Source organism: Providencia sp. 21OH12SH02B-Prov, from assembly GCF_027362595.1.
GTDB classification, from domain to species: domain Bacteria; phylum Pseudomonadota; class Gammaproteobacteria; order Enterobacterales; family Enterobacteriaceae; genus Providencia; species Providencia zhejiangensis.
The window spans coordinates 866,230-884,728 of the sequence record NZ_CP114796.1 but is presented as its reverse complement, the minus strand read 5'-3'; the positions used below and the strand labels follow the sequence as shown (position 1 = coordinate 884,728).

The 18,499-nt window shown below is 42.0% G+C and carries 17 protein-coding genes; 9 read left to right on the top strand and 8 right to left on the bottom strand.

Annotated elements, in window-relative coordinates:
- The first annotated feature begins 36 nt into the window (after positions 1–36).
- The 5 genes from surA to apaH all read left to right on the top strand — a co-directional run bounded on the left by surA (position 37) and on the right by apaH (position 4,454).
- On the top strand, positions 37–1,356 hold the full coding sequence (gene surA / locus O7C57_RS04205; protein ID WP_154622515.1) for a peptidylprolyl isomerase SurA: 1,320 nt from the start codon (positions 37–39) through the stop codon (positions 1,354–1,356).
- Entirely contained in the window at positions 1,337–2,332 is a 996-nt protein-coding gene (gene pdxA, locus O7C57_RS04200; protein ID WP_269723664.1) for a 4-hydroxythreonine-4-phosphate dehydrogenase PdxA, read from the top strand. The genes surA and pdxA overlap by 20 nt, the downstream gene beginning before the upstream one ends.
- Positions 2,329–3,129 carry a 16S rRNA (adenine(1518)-N(6)/adenine(1519)-N(6))-dimethyltransferase RsmA gene (rsmA, locus tag O7C57_RS04195; protein ID WP_154622517.1) on the top strand — a complete coding sequence of 267 codons (801 nt, stop codon included), beginning with the start codon at positions 2,329–2,331 and terminating at the stop codon, positions 3,127–3,129. The genes pdxA and rsmA overlap by 4 nt, the downstream gene beginning before the upstream one ends.
- A gap of 117 nt (positions 3,130–3,246) precedes the next feature.
- Positions 3,247–3,624: a Co2+/Mg2+ efflux protein ApaG gene (gene apaG, locus O7C57_RS04190; RefSeq protein WP_154622518.1), complete on the top strand. Its 378-nt coding sequence runs from the start codon at positions 3,247–3,249 to the stop codon at positions 3,622–3,624.
- 2 nt (positions 3,625–3,626) lie between these two features.
- Positions 3,627–4,454, top strand: a complete 828-nt coding sequence (gene apaH, locus O7C57_RS04185) for a bis(5'-nucleosyl)-tetraphosphatase (symmetrical) ApaH (protein WP_269723663.1) — start codon at positions 3,627–3,629, stop codon at positions 4,452–4,454.
- 174 nt (positions 4,455–4,628) lie between these two features.
- On the opposite strand, the gene folA is transcribed toward apaH, so the two are convergent.
- Positions 4,629–5,132 carry a type 3 dihydrofolate reductase gene (folA, locus tag O7C57_RS04180; RefSeq protein WP_154623784.1) on the bottom strand — a complete coding sequence of 168 codons (504 nt, stop codon included), beginning with the start codon at positions 5,130–5,132 and terminating at the stop codon, positions 4,629–4,631.
- A gap of 172 nt (positions 5,133–5,304) precedes the next feature.
- Between folA and O7C57_RS04175 the strand changes: the two genes are divergently transcribed.
- The gene (locus O7C57_RS04175) at positions 5,305–5,919 is read left to right on the top strand and encodes a LysE family translocator (protein ID WP_154623785.1); all 615 of its coding nucleotides are present in this window, start codon (positions 5,305–5,307) and stop codon (positions 5,917–5,919) included.
- Positions 5,920–5,981: 62 nt separating this feature from the next.
- On the opposite strand, the gene ftsP is transcribed toward O7C57_RS04175, so the two are convergent.
- From ftsP to nudF, 7 genes are all read right to left on the bottom strand, one after another.
- Positions 5,982–7,394, bottom strand: coding sequence for a cell division protein FtsP (gene ftsP, locus O7C57_RS04170; RefSeq protein WP_269723662.1), 1,413 nt, complete (start codon positions 7,392–7,394; stop codon positions 5,982–5,984).
- Between the two features lie 328 nt (positions 7,395–7,722).
- Complete coding sequence (locus tag O7C57_RS04165) at positions 7,723–8,457, bottom strand: 1-acylglycerol-3-phosphate O-acyltransferase (RefSeq protein ID WP_154623787.1); 735 nt, start codon at positions 8,455–8,457, stop codon at positions 7,723–7,725.
- Positions 8,458–8,520: 63 nt separating this feature from the next.
- Positions 8,521–10,782, bottom strand: coding sequence for a DNA topoisomerase IV subunit A (gene parC / locus O7C57_RS04160; RefSeq protein ID WP_269723661.1), 2,262 nt, complete (start codon positions 10,780–10,782; stop codon positions 8,521–8,523).
- A 39-nt stretch (positions 10,783–10,821) separates the two neighbouring features.
- Positions 10,822–12,717: a DNA topoisomerase IV subunit B gene (parE, locus tag O7C57_RS04155; protein ID WP_154623789.1), complete on the bottom strand. Its 1,896-nt coding sequence runs from the start codon at positions 12,715–12,717 to the stop codon at positions 10,822–10,824.
- Positions 12,718–12,813: 96 nt separating this feature from the next.
- Entirely contained in the window at positions 12,814–13,395 is a 582-nt protein-coding gene (yqiA, locus tag O7C57_RS04150) for an esterase YqiA (RefSeq protein WP_163862880.1), read from the bottom strand.
- On the bottom strand, positions 13,395–14,234 hold the full coding sequence (cpdA, locus tag O7C57_RS04145; RefSeq protein WP_269723660.1) for a 3',5'-cyclic-AMP phosphodiesterase: 840 nt from the start codon (positions 14,232–14,234) through the stop codon (positions 13,395–13,397). The genes yqiA and cpdA overlap by 1 nt, the downstream gene beginning before the upstream one ends.
- A gap of 108 nt (positions 14,235–14,342) precedes the next feature.
- Positions 14,343–14,981 carry an ADP-ribose diphosphatase gene (gene nudF, locus O7C57_RS04140; protein WP_269723659.1) on the bottom strand — a complete coding sequence of 213 codons (639 nt, stop codon included), beginning with the start codon at positions 14,979–14,981 and terminating at the stop codon, positions 14,343–14,345.
- 446 nt (positions 14,982–15,427) lie between these two features.
- On the opposite strand from nudF, the gene tolC reads away from it, so the two are divergent.
- The 3 genes from tolC (at position 15,428) to O7C57_RS04125 (ending at position 18,499) form a co-directional block, all read left to right on the top strand.
- On the top strand, positions 15,428–16,804 hold the full coding sequence (gene tolC, locus O7C57_RS04135; protein ID WP_154623793.1) for an outer membrane channel protein TolC: 1,377 nt from the start codon (positions 15,428–15,430) through the stop codon (positions 16,802–16,804).
- Between the two features lie 300 nt (positions 16,805–17,104).
- Complete coding sequence (locus O7C57_RS04130; protein ID WP_154624211.1) at positions 17,105–17,308, top strand: hypothetical protein; 204 nt, start codon at positions 17,105–17,107, stop codon at positions 17,306–17,308.
- A 489-nt stretch (positions 17,309–17,797) separates the two neighbouring features.
- Complete coding sequence (locus tag O7C57_RS04125) at positions 17,798–18,499, top strand: DUF1190 family protein (protein WP_154624210.1); 702 nt, start codon at positions 17,798–17,800, stop codon at positions 18,497–18,499.

Here is an 18,499-nt window from a genome sequence, read left to right as displayed (position 1 = left end):
CCTTGGGCGGAACCTAAATCAATGAATAGGACCATTATGAAGAATTGGAAAACGCTTATTCTGGGACTGATGTTTACAAGCTCCACAGTATTGGCTGCACCACAGCAAATGGATAAAGTTGCTGCTGTTGTCAATAACGGGGTTGTACTGGAAAGTGACGTCCAGAACATGTTGAACACCGTAAAATTAAACGCACGCAATGCAGGCCAACAAGTTCCTGATGATCAAACGCTTCGCCATCAAATCCTTGATCGTTTGATTACTGATAACATCATGCTGCAAATGGCCAATCAGATGCAGATTAATATCCCTGAAGATGCCGTGAATGCCACGATTGCGGATATTGCACGTCAAAACGGCTTAACTTTCGAACAAATGCAAGCCCGCCTAAAAGCAGATGGCATCGATATGGCCAAATACCGTAGCGAGATCCGCAAAGAGATGTTGATCGCCGAAGTTCGTAATAATGAAGTTCGTCGCCGTGTGACTATTTTGCCGCAAGAAGTGGATTCGCTGGCTAAGCAGATCAGCAACCAAGCTGACTACGAAGCGAATGTGAATTTAAGTCACATCCTGATCCCTCTCCCTGAAAACCCAACCCAAGAGCAATTACAAAAAGCAGACGCTATTGTAACCAAAATTATGGGTGAACTGAAAAAGGGGACGAATTTCGGTAAATTAGCCATTGCCTACTCTGCGGACCCTCAAGCGCTGAAAGGCGGCAATATGGGGTGGTCTCGTCTACAAGAACTGCCGGTTGTCTTTGCAGAACAACTGAAAAGTGCGAAAAAAGGCGATATTGTCGGCCCAATCCGTTCAGGTGTCGGTTACCACATTTTGCAGGTGAACGATATTAATAGCGCGAATAAAACGATTTCTGTTACCGAAGTTAAGGCTCGTCACATCTTGATTAAATCATCGCCAATTATGGATGATAACCAAGCGAGACAAAAGCTAGTTCAGATTTCACAAGATATCCGTAACGGCAAAACAACGTTTGAAGATGCAGCAAAAGAAGTGTCTGAAGATCCAGGTAGCGCCTTAAAAGGGGGTGAATTAGGCTGGAACATGCCTGATGTTTATGACCCTGCTTTTCGTGATGCTCTCATGAAACTGAATAAAGGCGAGATCAGCCAACCTGTTCGTTCAAACTTTGGCTGGCATCTGATTCAGTTAGAAGATACCCGTAATGTTGATAAGACAGATGCGGCACAAAAAGATCAGGCTTATCGTTTGCTGTTTAACCGTAAATTTAACGAAGAAGCGCAAAGTTGGATGCAAGAACAACGTGCAGCGGCATACGTTAATGTCATCGATGGACGTGATAACCAATCTAATGACGAAAAATCTCAATAAACCCATTGTTATAACCCCCGGCGAACCCGCCGGGGTAGGTCCGGACTTACTCATCCAGCTCGCTCAAGAGTTTTGGCCCGTCGAGCTTATTGCCTGTGCGGATCCTGAATTACTTCTCACTCGTGCGAAACAGCTTAACCTCCCACTCACATTAAAAATCTATAACCCACACGATGAACATGACACGCAAGTGCCCGGTAGTTTATCGATTATTCCTGTGCATTTAAAAGCTCCCGCACAAGCCGGTGTTTTGAATGTTGCCAATGGTGAGTATGTCACAGAAACACTCGCAAGAGCGTGTGATGGCTGTTTAAGTGGCGAGTTCTCTGCTATTGTGACCGGGCCTGTACACAAAGGGATCATTAATGATGCAGGTATTGCATTTAGCGGGCACACCGAATTTTTTGCAGACAGAAGTCATTGCCAACGTGTCGTGATGATGTTAGCAACAGAAGAGTTACGAGTCGCTCTTGCGACAACTCATCTGCCCTTGAAAGAGGTTTCCGCAGCCATTAGTCAACAAAGCTTACGTGAAGTGATCACGATTTTAAATCATGATTTACGTACAAAATTTGGTGTAGAAGCACCAAATATCTATGTGTGTGGTCTAAATCCACATGCGGGCGAAAATGGCCATATGGGCATGGAAGAGATCGACACCATTATTCCGGCACTAGAGACACTTCGTGCTGAAGGGATCAATCTGATCGGGCCGCTTCCTGCCGATACTTTATTTCAACCTAAATATTTAGAAGATGCAGATGCTGTACTCGCAATGTATCACGATCAAGGCCTTCCTGTGTTAAAATACCAAGGTTTTGGTAGAGCCGTGAACATTACGCTTGGTCTGCCTTTCATTCGTACCTCCGTTGATCATGGCACAGCGCTAGAGTTAGCAGGTACGGGTCGTGCTGATGCGGGCAGTTTTATCACCGCATTAAAGTTAGCTATCCAAATGACATATAAGAATTCATGAATAATAGAGTCCACCAAGGGCATCTTGCCCGCAAACGTTTCGGGCAGAACTTTTTAACTGACCAATTTATTATCGACAGTATTGTGGATGCAATGCATCCGCAACCGGGACAAGCTATCGTTGAGATTGGCCCAGGTCTTGGTGCGCTTACTGAGCCAGTCGGTAGCCGAATTGATAAAATGACCGTTGTTGAGCTAGACCGCGATCTCGCGGCACGCTTGCAAGTGCACCCACAATTAAAAGATAAGCTGACAATTATCCAGCAAGATGCCATGACGGTGGATTTTGGTGAATTAGCAAAACAAGCTGGGCAGCCTTTACGTGTATTTGGCAACCTACCTTATAATATTTCAACACCGTTAATGTTCCATCTATTCACATTTACTAACTCTATTGCAGATATGAATTTTATGCTGCAAAAAGAAGTGGTTAATCGACTTGTCGCAGGTCCTGGAAGTAAAGCCTATGGTCGTTTGAGTGTGATGGCACAATATTATTGCCAAGTTGTTCCTGTGCTAGAAGTCCCACCAACTGCATTTGCACCACCCCCTAAAGTTGACTCAGCAGTGGTTAGGCTTATCCCTCATCGAGAAAACCCTTATTTACTGAAAGATATCAAAATGCTTAGCCGTATTACTACGCAAGCGTTCAACCAGCGCCGTAAGACCATCCGCAATAGTTTGGGGGACTTACTCAGTGTTGAACAGCTCACTGAACTCGGTATTGATCCTGGTACTCGCGCTGAGAATATTTCCGTTGAGGCTTATTGCAAAATGGCAAACTATCTAGCAAATTAGCCAAATGTACTCTGTATAATTTGAGATAACACTGGCCAACAAAAGTCAGTGAAAGTAGTCAACAACAATACTACTACTTGAAAGATAACGAGTATAAAGGATTGAAAAGGAGGCACTATGCTTAACGAACCGAATGTTAGCATTCAAGTACAGAGTGTCTATATCGTCAGTCAGTCTCAGCCTGAAATGGGGCGATATGTATTCGCTTATACTATATCGATCCGTAACTTAGGCCGAGAGGCTCTACAATTAATGAGCCGTTACTGGCTCATTACTAACAGTGATGGTCATAAAACTGAAGTCCAAGGCGAAGGTGTTGTAGGTGAACAACCTATCATTCAACCGGGTACTGTGTATCGCTATACAAGCGGAGCTATACTGGAAACACCAATGGGAACGATGGAAGGATATTACGTCATGTTAAACCATCGTGGGGAGCATTTTCACGTTGATATCCCTGCATTTCGCCTTGCTCTACCAACTTTGATTAATTAATTATGTCAACATATCTTATTGGTGATGTACACGGCTGTTATCGCGAATTACGTGCATTGCTAGAACAAGTCAATTTTGAGCCACAAAAAGATACGCTGTGGCTTACAGGGGATCTCGTTGTTAGAGGCCCTGAGTCATTGCAAGTCCTTCGCTATGTTAAAAGTCTTGGTTCATCGGTACGCTTAGTACTCGGCAACCATGACCTACATCTTCTTGGTATTTATTGCAAAATAAGCCGTAATAAACCCAAAGATCATCTTGATGAGTTACTCCATGCGCCTGACGCTGACGAGTTAATTAATTGGTTGCGTCGCCAACCCTTATTACAAGTTGATGAAGAGAAAAAAATTATCATGGCCCATGCTGGTATCACACCACAATGGGATCTGCCGACGGCTCGTATGTGCGCGCGAGAAGTCGAGTCCGTTTTATCCAGTGATGCTTACCCACTCTTTATTGACGCTATGTATGGCGATATGCCGAATAATTGGTCTGAAAACTTAATGGGGCTCCCACGCCTACGTTTTAGCACCAACGTATTAACTCGTATGCGCTACTGCTTCCCTCATGGGCAACTCGATATGATTTGTAAGGAAAGCCCAGCTAAAGCCCCGTCACCACTGAAACCTTGGTTTGCCCTACCGAGTAAATTACCTGAAGGCTATTCTGTCTTTTTTGGTCATTGGGCATCCTTGGAAGGTAAACATACCCCTGAAAATATTTATGGTTTAGATACTGGCTGTTGCTGGGGTGGAGAGTTAACGTTGTTCCATTGGGAAACTAAACAATATTACCATCAAAAATCATTGCAAAAGCGCCATAAAGATTAATCGTTTAATTAACTTTATTTCATACTTAAATAAAGTTAATTAAATAACAGTTATTTTACATATCGTAAAATGACGGATAATTTTTTAAATTAAATATATTAATTAAAAAAGACAACATTCATACCGATAATAAAAAACGGAGCAATACGCTCCGTTTTTAAACTGAGAACAACATTAAATTCTTTTGGTTAATATTTCAAAACAATAACCATGGGAGTTATTTTCATCGGCTTCATGATACTCGGTAAAAATAGAATCCCACTCATCTGGTTCATAAATGGGGAAGTGTGTGTCACCAATCACTTCTGCATCGACATGAGTTAAATACAGTTTACTCGCAAGGGGTAAGAACTGCTGGTAGACTTTACCGCCTCCAATGACAATAATTTCATCATCATCTGAACCCGAGCCAGCTTGCTTAGCGGCAGCTAATGCCTCTTCGACAGAAGAAACCCAGATGACACTATCATCAGCGCCTACCTTGCTGCTTAAGACGATATTGACTCGCTGAGGAAGCGGACGGCCAATTGATTCATATGTTACTCTTCCCATTATCACTGGTTTATTTAAAGTATTACGTTTAAACCAAGCAAGGTCGCCAGGTAAATGCCAAGGCATCGTTTTTTCCATACCGATAACTTGGTCAATCGCCATAGCTGCGATTAAACTAATATTCATTTAGTCACCTTAGAGGCTAATATACAATTTTGTGCCCACTATACGTAAACAGAAATGCTTCGTCGACTAAATTTAATCTTCCTTAAAAAGTGGTTATTAATTTATACTCAAATAGTGATCCGACCGACTAAAAATAACATTAAAAAACAAATTTAGCTTATAGAGAAAACGAATGTACGAAACCTCCATATTAATCGCCACCATCGCTACATTAGGTATGCTTTCCCCTGGACCTGACTTCTTCCTTATTCTTAAAAATGCAGCGCGTTATCAACGCTCAGCAGCCTTAATGACCGCAATGGGGGTGATTAGTGCAGTTGCGCTCCATATGACCTATTGTGTCGCTGGACTTGCCGTTTTGATTACGACAACCCCTTGGCTATTTAATGTATTGAAATATGCTGGAGCCGCTTATTTAATTTGGATCGGTATCAAAAGCTTAATGCCAAATTCAGGGCAAAAGATAGATCTCAACAACACGCAACATGAGGTTGTTACCTTCAAGAAAGCCTTTATGCAAGGGTTTCTCTGTAATGTCCTCAATCCAAAGGCAACCCTGTTTTTTCTTGCTGTTTTCACGCAAGTTTTAAGTGTTGACTCCACTTTTGGTGAAAAATTATGGTTCGCCTTTATTATTTGGGGATTGGCTGCAATTTATTGGCCTCTGCTGGTTTGTTTAATTCAAAGCGCACCGGTCAGAAAAGGCCTAGCCAAAGTACAAAAGTATGTTGATAAAGTGCTAGGTGCGGTATTAATTGCTTTTGGAATACGTGTCGCACTGAGCTAATTTTGAGAATAAAAAAAGCAGGCTAATTCATATCGCTAGCCTGCTCGTTCACGCAAGAATGTTTAATTTTCAGGTGCGACAACCAATTGCCCCACTGAGCCTAAATCCGCCTTTTCTAAGTTATTACTGTAGAATAAAAATGGAAAGTGCTCATACGAAGGTTGCATCATCTGGACTAACAACTCGACTTTACCATCAACCCACACCGTATCTTTCCAGCCAAAATCCTCTGGGGGAGTTGGTTTCCCATTATGGTTAATGACTTTAAAGCGTACACCTTCAATATGGAAAGACTGAGGGACATTACTCGTCACCGCCCAACGCTCCCATCCGCCCTGTTGACTGGATAAATCGATACGACGCGTATCTTTTGTCGCATTATTTATTCCATAAGGCTCATTAAGATGGATATCACGATTGCGAATAGATGAGGTAATTTGCGTCTTGTCTTCAACTAATTGAGTAGGCACATCATCGGTCACTAATGACATTAACCCTGTCGCTTTAATAGTTAATACATTCGTAGAGATGAGTGTGGTCGACGGCTCAAATAAGCTTTTCACTCTATCCATAAAAGTCGCTGACTCACCAGCCGTGATCGTCAGCTCTTCTGTTTTGGCCATATCAATTAACACTTCTCGACGCTCACCCGGAGCCAAAGAAAGCTCTGGAATACTAACAGGTGCCGTCAATAATCCTTGGTCAGAGGCAACCATCACGAAAGGGCGCCCATCGCTGATCTTCATAACATAGCGTCTGGAGTTTGAAGCATTCAGTAAGCGCAAACGGATCCAACCACGAGAAACCTCAACATACGGATCTTGAACACCATTGACTAATAATGTATCCCCTAAGAACCCATCTTCATTCGCCTGATACTCTGGAACCCCAAAGTTATCTAATCGTTTGTCTTGAATAATAATTGGAAAATCATCTACACCATAATGTTTTGGTATTCTCAGATTTTTTGTCGCATCATCTTCAATTATCCACATTCCCAGCAGGCCATTATAAATTTGAGGCCCCATTTTGCCTTCAGTGTTGGCATGATACCAAAGTGTGGCTGCTGGCTGCCGAATAGGAATGACAGGAGACCAATCAGCACCTGAAGAAATTAATCTCGCTGCGCCTCCCATTTGCGTGCCGGGCACTTGTAGACCACTGATCGTCATTGAGACAGGATCAGGTAATCGATTACTGTAAATAAGCTTAATATCATCGCCATTTTTAACTTTCACCGTCGGCCCAGGGTAAGTGCCGTTTACCCCCCAAACATCGGCCGAATATTTGCCATCAAAAGACCAATGTATCTTTTGTAATGTCAAAAACAGTGGTTGCCCCGATCTAGACTCTAACAATGGAGGAACAGGAAGCGGTGTTTTCCCATTACCGCTTGCAAAAGCACTATTTGGCACATTGACCAAACATAAAACCAACCCAGCTATGAGCAGAAGTTGGCGTCGACTGAATGACATAAATTCTCCACTAAACTAAAAATAGCAGCGCTAATTATTGTTAGAAGTTGGTAATACCCGCTCAATTAAGCATTAATTTTTGGTTCGCGCTAGCATAGCCCACAGTAGGGCTATTACTTTAAACTCGATATAAATAGGTATAATGATATCGCGAAAATAGATGAAACTCTAAAAATATCTATGACGATAAATAAAATTTAATAGTCAAAAATGACAAGAGTAAATACATTTAGGAGAGTAAACAGGATCAAGTAATCACTGGCTAAAGCAGCCCTTTTTTGACGATACTAAAAATACAAAAAAGGGCATGATTAGATATAATGTTTTCTTATTTATTATTCTTCTCTATTTCTTCGACTTCTTTATCAAGCTGTTTGATTTTGGCTTCCATCAAGGTATGACAGTATTCAGCAAGTTCTCTCACTTGATCTCTTGAATAGTTTTTTGTGTCTATTGGCTCTAACATTTCAATAATCACATGACCATTATTCCAACGGTTTAATTTAATCCGTCCTTGGGTGCTAGAAACACATACAGGTACGATAGGAACACCAGCAGCAATCGCGGCATGGAATGCCCCCGTTTTAAAGGGTAATAAACCCCGCCCACGGCTACGTGTGCCTTCTGGGAACATCCACACTGAGATTTGATGTTTTTTAATTTGATCCGCTACTTGTGAAATCGTGTTATGCGCTTTCGAACGATTAGCGCGGTCAATCAAAATATTCCCCGTGATCCAATACAGAAAACCAAAGAAAGGAATAAATACTAAGCTTTTTTTGCCTACGGTAACCGTTCTTGGTACCACACCATTTGACATGGTGACCATGTCATAGTTGTTTTGATGGTTACCAATATAAATACTCGGGCCATATTTTTTCGCTTTTTCAGGTACACGGTTAATAATTTTAATACCAAAAACGACGGATAATCGCCCAAACATATGACCAAATGTCATCACATGTTTTGGATTTCGAGGGCTAAATAAACAATAAATCCCCCCAAACACACACACCAATATTGTATAGATAATCACAATAATGGTACGAATAAGCGCTAACATAGTGACCTCTGTCCTGTTCAAAAATAAGGCGGTAAAATTCCGCCTTATAATAATATAAAATGATTATTGGTCTGTATTGGCAGACTCAACTTCAATTCGCTCAATATTGTGCAAGCCTCGTGGCAATGATGTTCCTTTGCGTCCACGCTCTGCGCGATATTTTTGTAACTCTTCCGCCTTAAGTCTCAATTTCCGTTTGCCAAAATAAAGCGTAATTGAAGCTTGAGCAGGCAAGATGAGTAGCCAAACAAGCAGATCTTCACCGCTTGCGGCTTGAGCGCCTGTAATGTTAATAATTTTATTTCCTTTCCCTTTTGATAATTGCGGTAAATCAGATACAGGGAACATTAACATGCGGCCAGCCTTAGTAATGGCGAGCAACATATCTTCCTGCTCATTATTCACCTCAATAGGGGAAAGAATTTTAGCATTATCGGGTAAATTGATTAGCGCTTTTCCGGTTTTATTTTTAGTGACCAGATCATTGAATGTGCAAATGAACCCGTAACCCGCATCCGATGCCATCAAGTATTTTTGCTCATCTTGAGCCATCAATACATGCTCAACTGTTGCCCCCGGTGGTAACGTCAAGCGTCCTGTGAGTGGCTCTCCCTGACTACGAGCAGAAGGTAACTCTAATGGATCAACGGAATAACTGCGCCCTGTCGTATCTAGGAAAACAACCGGCTGGTTACTTTTACCTCGTGCTGCACCTTTAAAACTATCACCGGCTTTATAATTGAGATTAGAAGGCTCGATATCATGCCCTTTGGCACTTCGTACCCATCCCATTTCAGATAACACAACGGTAATTGGCTCTGAAGGTAGAATTTCATGTTCACTCAGCGCTTTTGCTTCTTCGCGCTCCTGTAATGGAGAACGACGCTCATCACCATAAGTCTTAGCATCAGCCTGAATTTCTTTTTTAATGACGTTATTCAGTTTACGCTCAGACTCTAAGATCCCTTGTAACTCATCACGTTCTTTCGCTAATTCGTCTTGCTCACCGCGAATCTTCATCTCTTCGAGTTTTGCTAAGTGACGTAATTTTAACTCTAGGATGGCTTCAGCTTGTGTCTCAGTAATATTAAAGCGCGACATCAATACTGCTTTCGGCTCATCTTCGTTACGGATGATCTCAATCACTTCATCAATATTCAGATAAGCGATTAATAAGCCATCTAAAATATGCAATCGTTTCAGAACCTTATCTAAACGATGGCTAAGACGATTTCGTACTGTTTGACGGCGATAAACAATCCACTCATTGAGTATCTCAACGAGACCTTTAACTGCGGGACGATTATCAAGACCAATCATGTTGAGGTTAACGCGATAACTTTTTTCTAGATCTGTCGTCGCGAATAAGTGAGTCATCACTTGCTCAAGGTCAACACGATTACTTCGTGGCACAATAACCAAACGTGTTGGATTTTCGTGATCCGATTCATCACGCAAATCCTCAACCATTGGTAATTTTTTAGCGCGCATTTGGCTCGCTATCTGCTCAAGCACTTTAGCGCCAGAAACCTGATGAGGCAGCGCGGTAATAACAGCATTACCGTCTTCTTTTTCCCACACTGCACGCATACGAACTGAGCCGCGACCATTTTGATAGATCTTACGAATATCATCCTTAGATGAGATAATTTCCGCTTCAGTTGGGAAGTCAGGACCTGGCACATAAGTCATGATGTCATCAAGTGACAACGCGGATTTACTCTCCAGCAATGCCACCAGCGCTTGAGCCACCTCGCGCGCATTGTGAGGAGGGATATCCGTCGCCATCCCGACGGCAATACCCGTTGTACCGTTAAGTAAAATATTCGGTAAACGTGCCGGCAGCATTTTCGGTTCATTTAAGGTGCCATCAAAGTTCGGAACCCAATCCACCGTGCCATGAGCAAGCTCACTGAGTAGCACTTCTGCATATTTTGATAGGCGTGACTCGGTATAACGCATCGCGGCAAAGGATTTAGGATCATCGGGTGCCCCCCAGTTCCCTTGCCCGTCGACCAATGGATAACGATAAGAGAATGGCTGAGCCATTAATACCATCGCTTCATAACAGGCACTATCACCATGAGGGTGATATTTACCTAATACATCACCCACCGTCCTAGCCGACTTCTTATATTTAGCTGTATTGTTTAGCCCTAATTCGGACATGGCATAAACAATACGACGCTGAACAGGCTTTAGCCCATCCCCAATAAACGGTAACGCCCTATCCATGATGACGTACATCGAATAATTCAGATAGGCGTTCTCAGTAAACGCGTGGAGGGGTAAACGCTCTACGCCGTCATGAGTAATTTCACTCATTCGATACTTTCCTTACTCTTTTTGATAGCGTGATGAATGTTAAACTTCAATTTCAGCCATATCGCCTTTTTCTTGTAACCAATTACGGCGATCTTCTGAGCGTTTTTTCGCTAACAGCATATCCATAACGGCCAATGTTTCTTTGTAGTTTTCATCATCTATAGTCAACTGGACAAGACGTCGTGTATTCGGATCTAACGTCGTTTCACGCAATTGAATTGGGTTCATTTCCCCTAATCCTTTAAAGCGTTGGACATTCGGTTTGCCTCTTTTACGGCTAAGCCTATCAAGTACCGCATTTTTTTCGCTTTCATCTAATGCGTAAAAAGTCTCTTTGCCCAAATCGATCCGATACAATGGCGGCATAGCCATGTACACATGACCGGCTTTGACCAATGTCGGGAAATGGCGTACAAACAACGCACATAAAAGTGTCGCAATATGTAACCCATCGGAGTCAGCATCCGCCAAAATACAAATTTTTCCGTAACGCAATTGGCTTAAATCTTCACTATCAGGATCAATACCGATGGCGACAGAAATATCATGGACTTCCTGAGACGCCAGCACTTCGTCAGAGGAGACTTCCCATGTATTCAGGATTTTCCCTCGTAGCGGCATGATGGCTTGGTATTCACGGTCACGAGCTTGTTTTGCAGATCCGCCCGCAGAGTCCCCTTCGACCAAAAACAATTCTGTCATACTTAAATCTTGAGAACTACAATCAGCCAATTTCCCCGGTAGAGCAGGCCCACTGGTTAATTTTTTACGAACCACTTTCTTAGCGGCGCGCATACGGCGCTGAGCACTGGCAATTGCCATTTCCGCTAGCTGTTCCGCTACCTGAACGTTTTGGTTTAGCCACAAGCTAAAGGCATCTTTTACTACGCCTGAAACAAATGCGGAACATTGGCGAGAAGACAGACGTTCTTTCGTTTGCCCTGCAAATTGTGGGTCTTGCATCTTAACGGAGAGCACATAAGCACAGCGTTCCCAAATATCATCAGCCGAAAGTTTTACACCACGCGGTAAAATATTACGGAATTCACAGAATTCACGCATGGCATCGAGCAAGCCTTGGCGCAAGCCATTGACATGGGTACCGCCTTGCGCAGTAGGTATAAGGTTAACATAGCTCTCGGTGAGTAATTCTCCCCCTTCAGGTAACCAAAGAAGAGCCCACTCAGCGGCCTCAGTTTCCCCAGAAAATTCCCCTGTAAACGGCTGAGGAGGTAACAGTTCTAAGCCGTTTACTGCCTCCATTAAGTAATCCGTTAACCCATCACTGTAGCACCAGCTTTGCTCCGTATTATTAAGCTGATCCTTAAACGTGATCTTCACGCCAGGACATAAAACGGCTTTTGCTTTTAAGTTATGAGCTAACCGAGAAACGGAGAAACGTGGATTATCGAAATAACTTTCATCAGGCCAAAAGTGTACGCTGGTTCCAGTGTTACGTTTGCCACACGTTCCAATGACCTGTAATTCTTCAACCTTTTCACCATTCTCAAAAGCTATTTGATAAATTTGACCATCACGGCGCACTGTCACTTCAATACGTTTAGACAAAGCATTAACAACGGAAATACCTACACCGTGCAAGCCACCTGAGAATTGATAGTTTTTATTGGAAAATTTACCACCAGCATGTAATTGTCCAAGAATAAGCTCAACAGCAGAGACATTCATCTCAGGATGAATATCGACGGGCATTCCTCGCCCATCATCAATCACTTCAAGTGACTGATCAGGATATAGAATAACCTCAATATGTCCTGCATGCCCTGCCAGTGCTTCATCGACACTGTTATCAATTACTTCTTGTGCTAAATGGTTCGGTCGACTGGTGTCTGTATACATCCCAGGGCGACGACGAACAGGTTCCAAACCACTGAGGACTTCAATGGCCTCTGCGTTATAACTAGATTGAGTCATGTTGTCATTCTGCGGTAATAGGTGATTAATTGAACGATTCAAATCGCTCAATCAGTGATTTACTGTTGATAATAACAGTGTACATACGTTTTGGCATTATTTCTCTGCCAATCTCAGAAAACGAATGATCTGAGGAAAGTAAGTATCAAAGCCAACAAATGCATGATTGCCTTGTGGTTCAACAGTTTGTTTGCATTTTTCAAGATAGGAAACCGCTTGACGATAATCAAGCACTTCATCACCCATTTGTTGTAACAACCAAATTAAATCCGGTTTTTCGACCTGAGGCAGATGCAATGCTTTAAGCTCATGCATATGTTTAGGTTCAAGAAAATAACGCTCATGGGTATAAGGATTGATATTTTCGCCAAGATAGTCTTGCAGTAAATCAAAAGGACGAACTGCTGGGTTGACCACAACAGCAGGCAAATTAAAACGTTGCGAAAACCAAATAGAAAAGTAGCCGCCCAATGAGGAGCCCACTAGCCCCATTGGGTCATCTTTATGCTGTAATACAATCTCTTCTAACATCGACGCCGCTTGCTGCGGATAATTAGGCAACTGCGGCACAATCATCTTAATATGCGGATAGTGCTCATTAACCCACTGTTTTAGACCATTGGCTTTCACTGATTGAGGTGAGCTATTAAACCCATGGATATAAAGAAGTGTCGACATTAGTAGCCGTCCGAATCAAAATCAGGACTAAATTTTTGTGTATTTAGACGATGTACTTGAGTACTAATATGCCTATGACCTTTTTCATCAACCGTTAGTTCAAGATAACGCCATCCCGGAGCGACAGTATCTAAGGCAAAATTTGTACAATGAGGCTTAAACTGTACGCAAGTTGAAGGGGTAGCAAGTAAACGAATACCATGCCAATTCTCATCCATTTCTTGATGAATATGACCGCAAAGCATCACTTTCACTTGTGGGTATCCTTTTAAATATTCAGCAAGAATATGCGAATTGCGTAGACTGTGTTGGTCCAACCAAGTACAGCCTGAAGGCAATGGATGGTGATGCAGCATGATAAGCGTGGTGCGCTGTGGCTGTTTATCCAAACACGCTTTCATCCAATCAAGTTGCTGTTCAGATAATTCACCGTGCGGGACATCTTGTAACTGGCTATCAAGCATCAAAATTTGCCAGTCATCGCCAACCAATATTTCTTTCGCGCTGGAAATACCGGCGAGCTTTAAAGAACGAACCATAGCCGGCTGATAGTCATGGTTACCTGGTAACCAAACACAAGGGGCGGGTATCAGCTCAATGCCATCTGCAAAGTGCTGATAGGCTTCCGGCGATTGGTCTTGAACCAAATCTCCCGTAGCCACAATCAGGTCGATAGGCTGATTTTGTTCTAAAATAGCATCAAGGACGGCATGATAGCTCTGGTGCGTGTTAATTCCCAATAAGGTATTCGCTGTATCAGCAAAGAGATGCGTATCAGTAACTTGTAAAATCCTGACTACCTTCGAATTACGAGCAGTCACTTCGAGCTGGCTGTCCAAAAGTTTTCCTTGTTCCCATAAAAAATGTCACTGTTGTTTTGCTATTCTAGCGTTAACGTAAGGTTAATATCTGCTAAATAGCACACATTTCATTAGATTAATGGTTATTTAAGACAGTTTCACCCACTTTTGTTGCAATTTTTCATAATTGAGCTGTAACCACTGAATGACAATAACCGTTGCCGCATTATCAATTACACCATCCTCAACCCACTGATGGGCTTGCTCACGGCTCACCACATGAACACGGATATCCTCATTTTCTGACTGTAAGCCATGAATTCCAGAGGCTTGAGAGCTATCAACCTCTCCCACATAAACATACATGCGTTCAGAAGTACCACCTGGGCTAGATAAATAACTTAACGCTTTTTCAGTACGACCGATGGCAAGCCCCGCTTCTTCATCTGCCTCTCTACGGATCACATTTTCAACGGTTTCATTGGGTTCGATCATGCCGGCAACGGCTTCGAGTAGCCAAGGTGTTTCACTGGTTTCAATTGCAGGTAAGCGAATTTGTTCAATGAGCACGACTTTATCTGCCTTTGGATCGTAGGGGAGAATGACACCAGCATGCCCTCTTTCAAAAACCTCACGGGTAATTTCTGGGCTCCATCCCCCCTCAAATAACCGATGACGAAAACGATATTCGACCATTTGAAAAAAACCATTAAATAATTTACGCTTAGATATAATTTCAACATCATTTTTATTGTATTTAATTGGCTGTTCTACACGATTTGTCATAACAATCTCCTAAGCTGCTCATTTCCATATTAAGGAAAAATGATGGAATAAAATAGTTTTTAGGGCTTTTTCTCCTTATTTGAGTTAATGTTTAAATAAATTGAGACAAAATGGCACAAAACGCTACCGTTAAGACAAGCGATACTCTGCTACAATAAGCACCATTATTTAAATTTATGGGCAACAACAGAGTCTGTTTTAATATTTTGTTTATAGTGCTGATGATTTAGTTTACGGTGATCGCCCTATTTATCCGTCTTAATCTCAGATGGGCTATGCTCTAAATCATTCAAGATGCTGCTAGGCGACAAGTCAGCGAGTCGCTAGAAGCATACTGAGGTATGTGACTCACGCAAGTGAGCGTCGCCAACAACGCGGCAACTTGAAGTATGGTGAGCATATAGGTAACAGACTCCACCTATTTGCTGTTTAATCAAGGAATCCAAATGAAGAAACTGCTTCCCCTTTTTATTGCATTGAGTTTTGTGGGTCTCAGTACGAATAGCTACGCAGAAGATCTACTTCAGGTTTACCAAAAATCGAAAGAAAGCAACCCTGATTTGAGAAAATCATTAGCAGAACGCAACCAAGCTTTCGAAAAGATTAATGAAGCTCGTAGCCCATTGTTACCACAATTAGGCTTAGGTGCTGGTATGACTTATGGAAGTGGTTATCGAGATGCGAGAGACACTGAAAGCAATGGTTTAAATGCCTCTTTAAAACTGACTCAAGTCGTCTTTGATATGTCAAAATGGCGCCAACTCAGTGTGCAAGAAAAAACGGCTGGTATCTCTGATGTGACGTATCAAACCAATCAACAACAGCTGATTTTGGATACTGCGACCGCTTATTTCAACGTATTAAAGGCGATTGATGCCTTATCCTATATTGAAGCAAATAAAGAAGCTGTTTACCGCCAATTAGACCAAACAACTCAACGTTTTAATGTTGGCTTAGTTGCTATCACTGACGTACAAAACGCCCGTGCTAACTATGACAGCGTATTAGCACAAGAAGTTGCTGGTCGTAATGACTTAGAAAATGCGGTTGAAAAACTTCGTCAAGTCAGCGGCGTCTATTATAACCAGCTAGCATCACTGAATATCGACCGCTTCAAAACGGTAAACCCAGATCAAGTTGAAGCGATCCTAAAAGAAGCGGAAGAGCGTAACCTCAGCCTTCTAAGTGCTCGCTTAGCGCAAGACGTTTCGCGTGAGAACATTCGTTTAGCGGAAACTGGCCATATGCCAACCGTTAATCTTGATGCGGCGACCAGTGTGGCAAATACCCATAACCACGGTAGTAATTACACAGGTCTTGACCGTAATAGCTACACAGGACAAAACTCGATCGGCCTGACATTAAGCCTACCATTATATAGTGGGGGGGCGGTAAGTTCACAAGTAGAACAAGCACAATATGGTTTCCAAGGTGCGAGTGAACAACTTGAAAGTGTGTATCGTAACGTGATTCAGTTAGTCCGTTCTTCTTACAATAACGTGTCATCTTCTATTAGTAGTATCAATGCATATAAACAAGTCGTCGTTTCGGCGCAAAGTTCATTAGATGCGATGGAAGCTGGCTACCAAGTGGGAACTCGTACTATCGTTGACGTGTTAACCGCGACGACAGCCCTCTATCAGGCTAAACAAAACCTGTCTAATGCACGTTATGATTATATGATTAATCAATTAAACATTGAGTTTGCACGTGGCACACTGAATGAAGAAGATATTGCTCGCTTGAATGCAAGCCTAGGAAAAGAGGTTTCAACCTCATCCAGCAGCATCATTCGTAATATCGAAGCACCACAAATTAAGTAATGTGTTGCAAAGGGGGTCAATCAACTGACCCCCTCAGATTTATTATTCCTCGCCTAACTTCCTTTCTCATTTTTACCTCTAACAACGCTATTAATTTATTTTTTATTATTTAATACCTCATAATAATAAGGTTATTCATAAATCTTATGCGAATAGTTTTATAAATAAAATCAATATATTAAACAAAAAATAAGTATAAATTATGGAGTTTATGTCAGTGAGTGCAAAGCCATTTTTATCAAAAATAAGAGAGTGATATAACGCTGGCTTCTGAATAAAGAGATAACAGATGGAAATATTATGAAGAGAGTTATTCTTCTTACTTTATGCACAACACTTATATTACCAACAGTGAATGTACAAGCAGCACCACAGCATCACCACCCTGAGGTAAAAGCGGCTGCATCACCAATGAAAATACATAAAAACAAAAAACCAATACCGCCACCGAAAAAGAAAAAAGCACCGAAAAAAATTAAAGCGAAAACACCACCAAGACCATAGTCCGTTTTCACATGAATGGGTGCACTTATGTATGTAAGTCACCCATTATGTCGCAAGCTAGCCATCTTTCCCCATAAAGCCCCTTCGATTTTGTGGTAACAATCACTTAAACCTACACTTTCAAGGCTCAAAAAAACCTACAACAGCATATCGTCACCATAGAAACTAATATAAATATTCCCTTTATCCTATAAATGTATCTAACATCGCCTTATTATGCCTTTCTTAGCCAGAAATCATGAATATTGATAATAAATATTAGGTGATACATCAACAAATAAATAAAATACAATTTATTGAAATCCAACAAAAATAACGCTGTTTTTTCAGAAAATTCTCGTGTTACGTATCACTTGTCCCCATGAATTTGCAAAATTTATCATTAAATCTCATTTCATTGGTATTTCTGCTTTAATTTTCAGCGTATTTCCCCTATCCTAGTGTTAACAAAACTAACATCTTACTCACTCTTAATTCAGGGTAATTACCATGACCATGAAGCGTACCAAGAATATCAATCAAGACGCATTTCGTAAGTCTTGGCGTTCATATCGTTTAGCACCTGTTGCTATCGCTGTCAGTGCTGTATTTATGCTTTCTGCTTGTGAAGAAAGTGATGAAACTGTTTCTTTGTATACTAACGCACAAGATTGTAGCCAAGCTAACCCTTCTCAGGCGGAGCAATGCACACTAGCCTATAACAATGCATTACAAGAAGCAGCGAAGACCGCCCCTAAGTATGCGACTCAAGAAGATTGTATTGCTGAATTTGGTGAAGCTATGTGTACCCAAGCACCAGCACAAGCAAGTTTTTCACCCACGAACACAGGGAATGGGGAACAAACCGCTCAAGCACAAAGCAGCTCAGGTAGCATGTGGATGCCTCTTATGATGGGTTATATGATGGGCCGTATGATGGGCGGAGGTGCACCTTCTCAACCATTATTCAGTTCTAAAAACCCAGCTAGCCCAGCAAACGGAAAATTTGTTGATGCGACAGGTAAAAGCTATGGCCCAGCGGTTGCCGGTGGCCGTTCGATCAGCGTACCAAAAACCGCAATGGCACCTAAGCCACCAACCACATCAACTATCACGCGTGGTGGATTTGGCGATACAGTAAATAAACAAGCAATGGCTCAGAAGTCGTCGTCTTCTAAATCTTCTTCATCTTCCCGTTCAATGGGTGGTTGA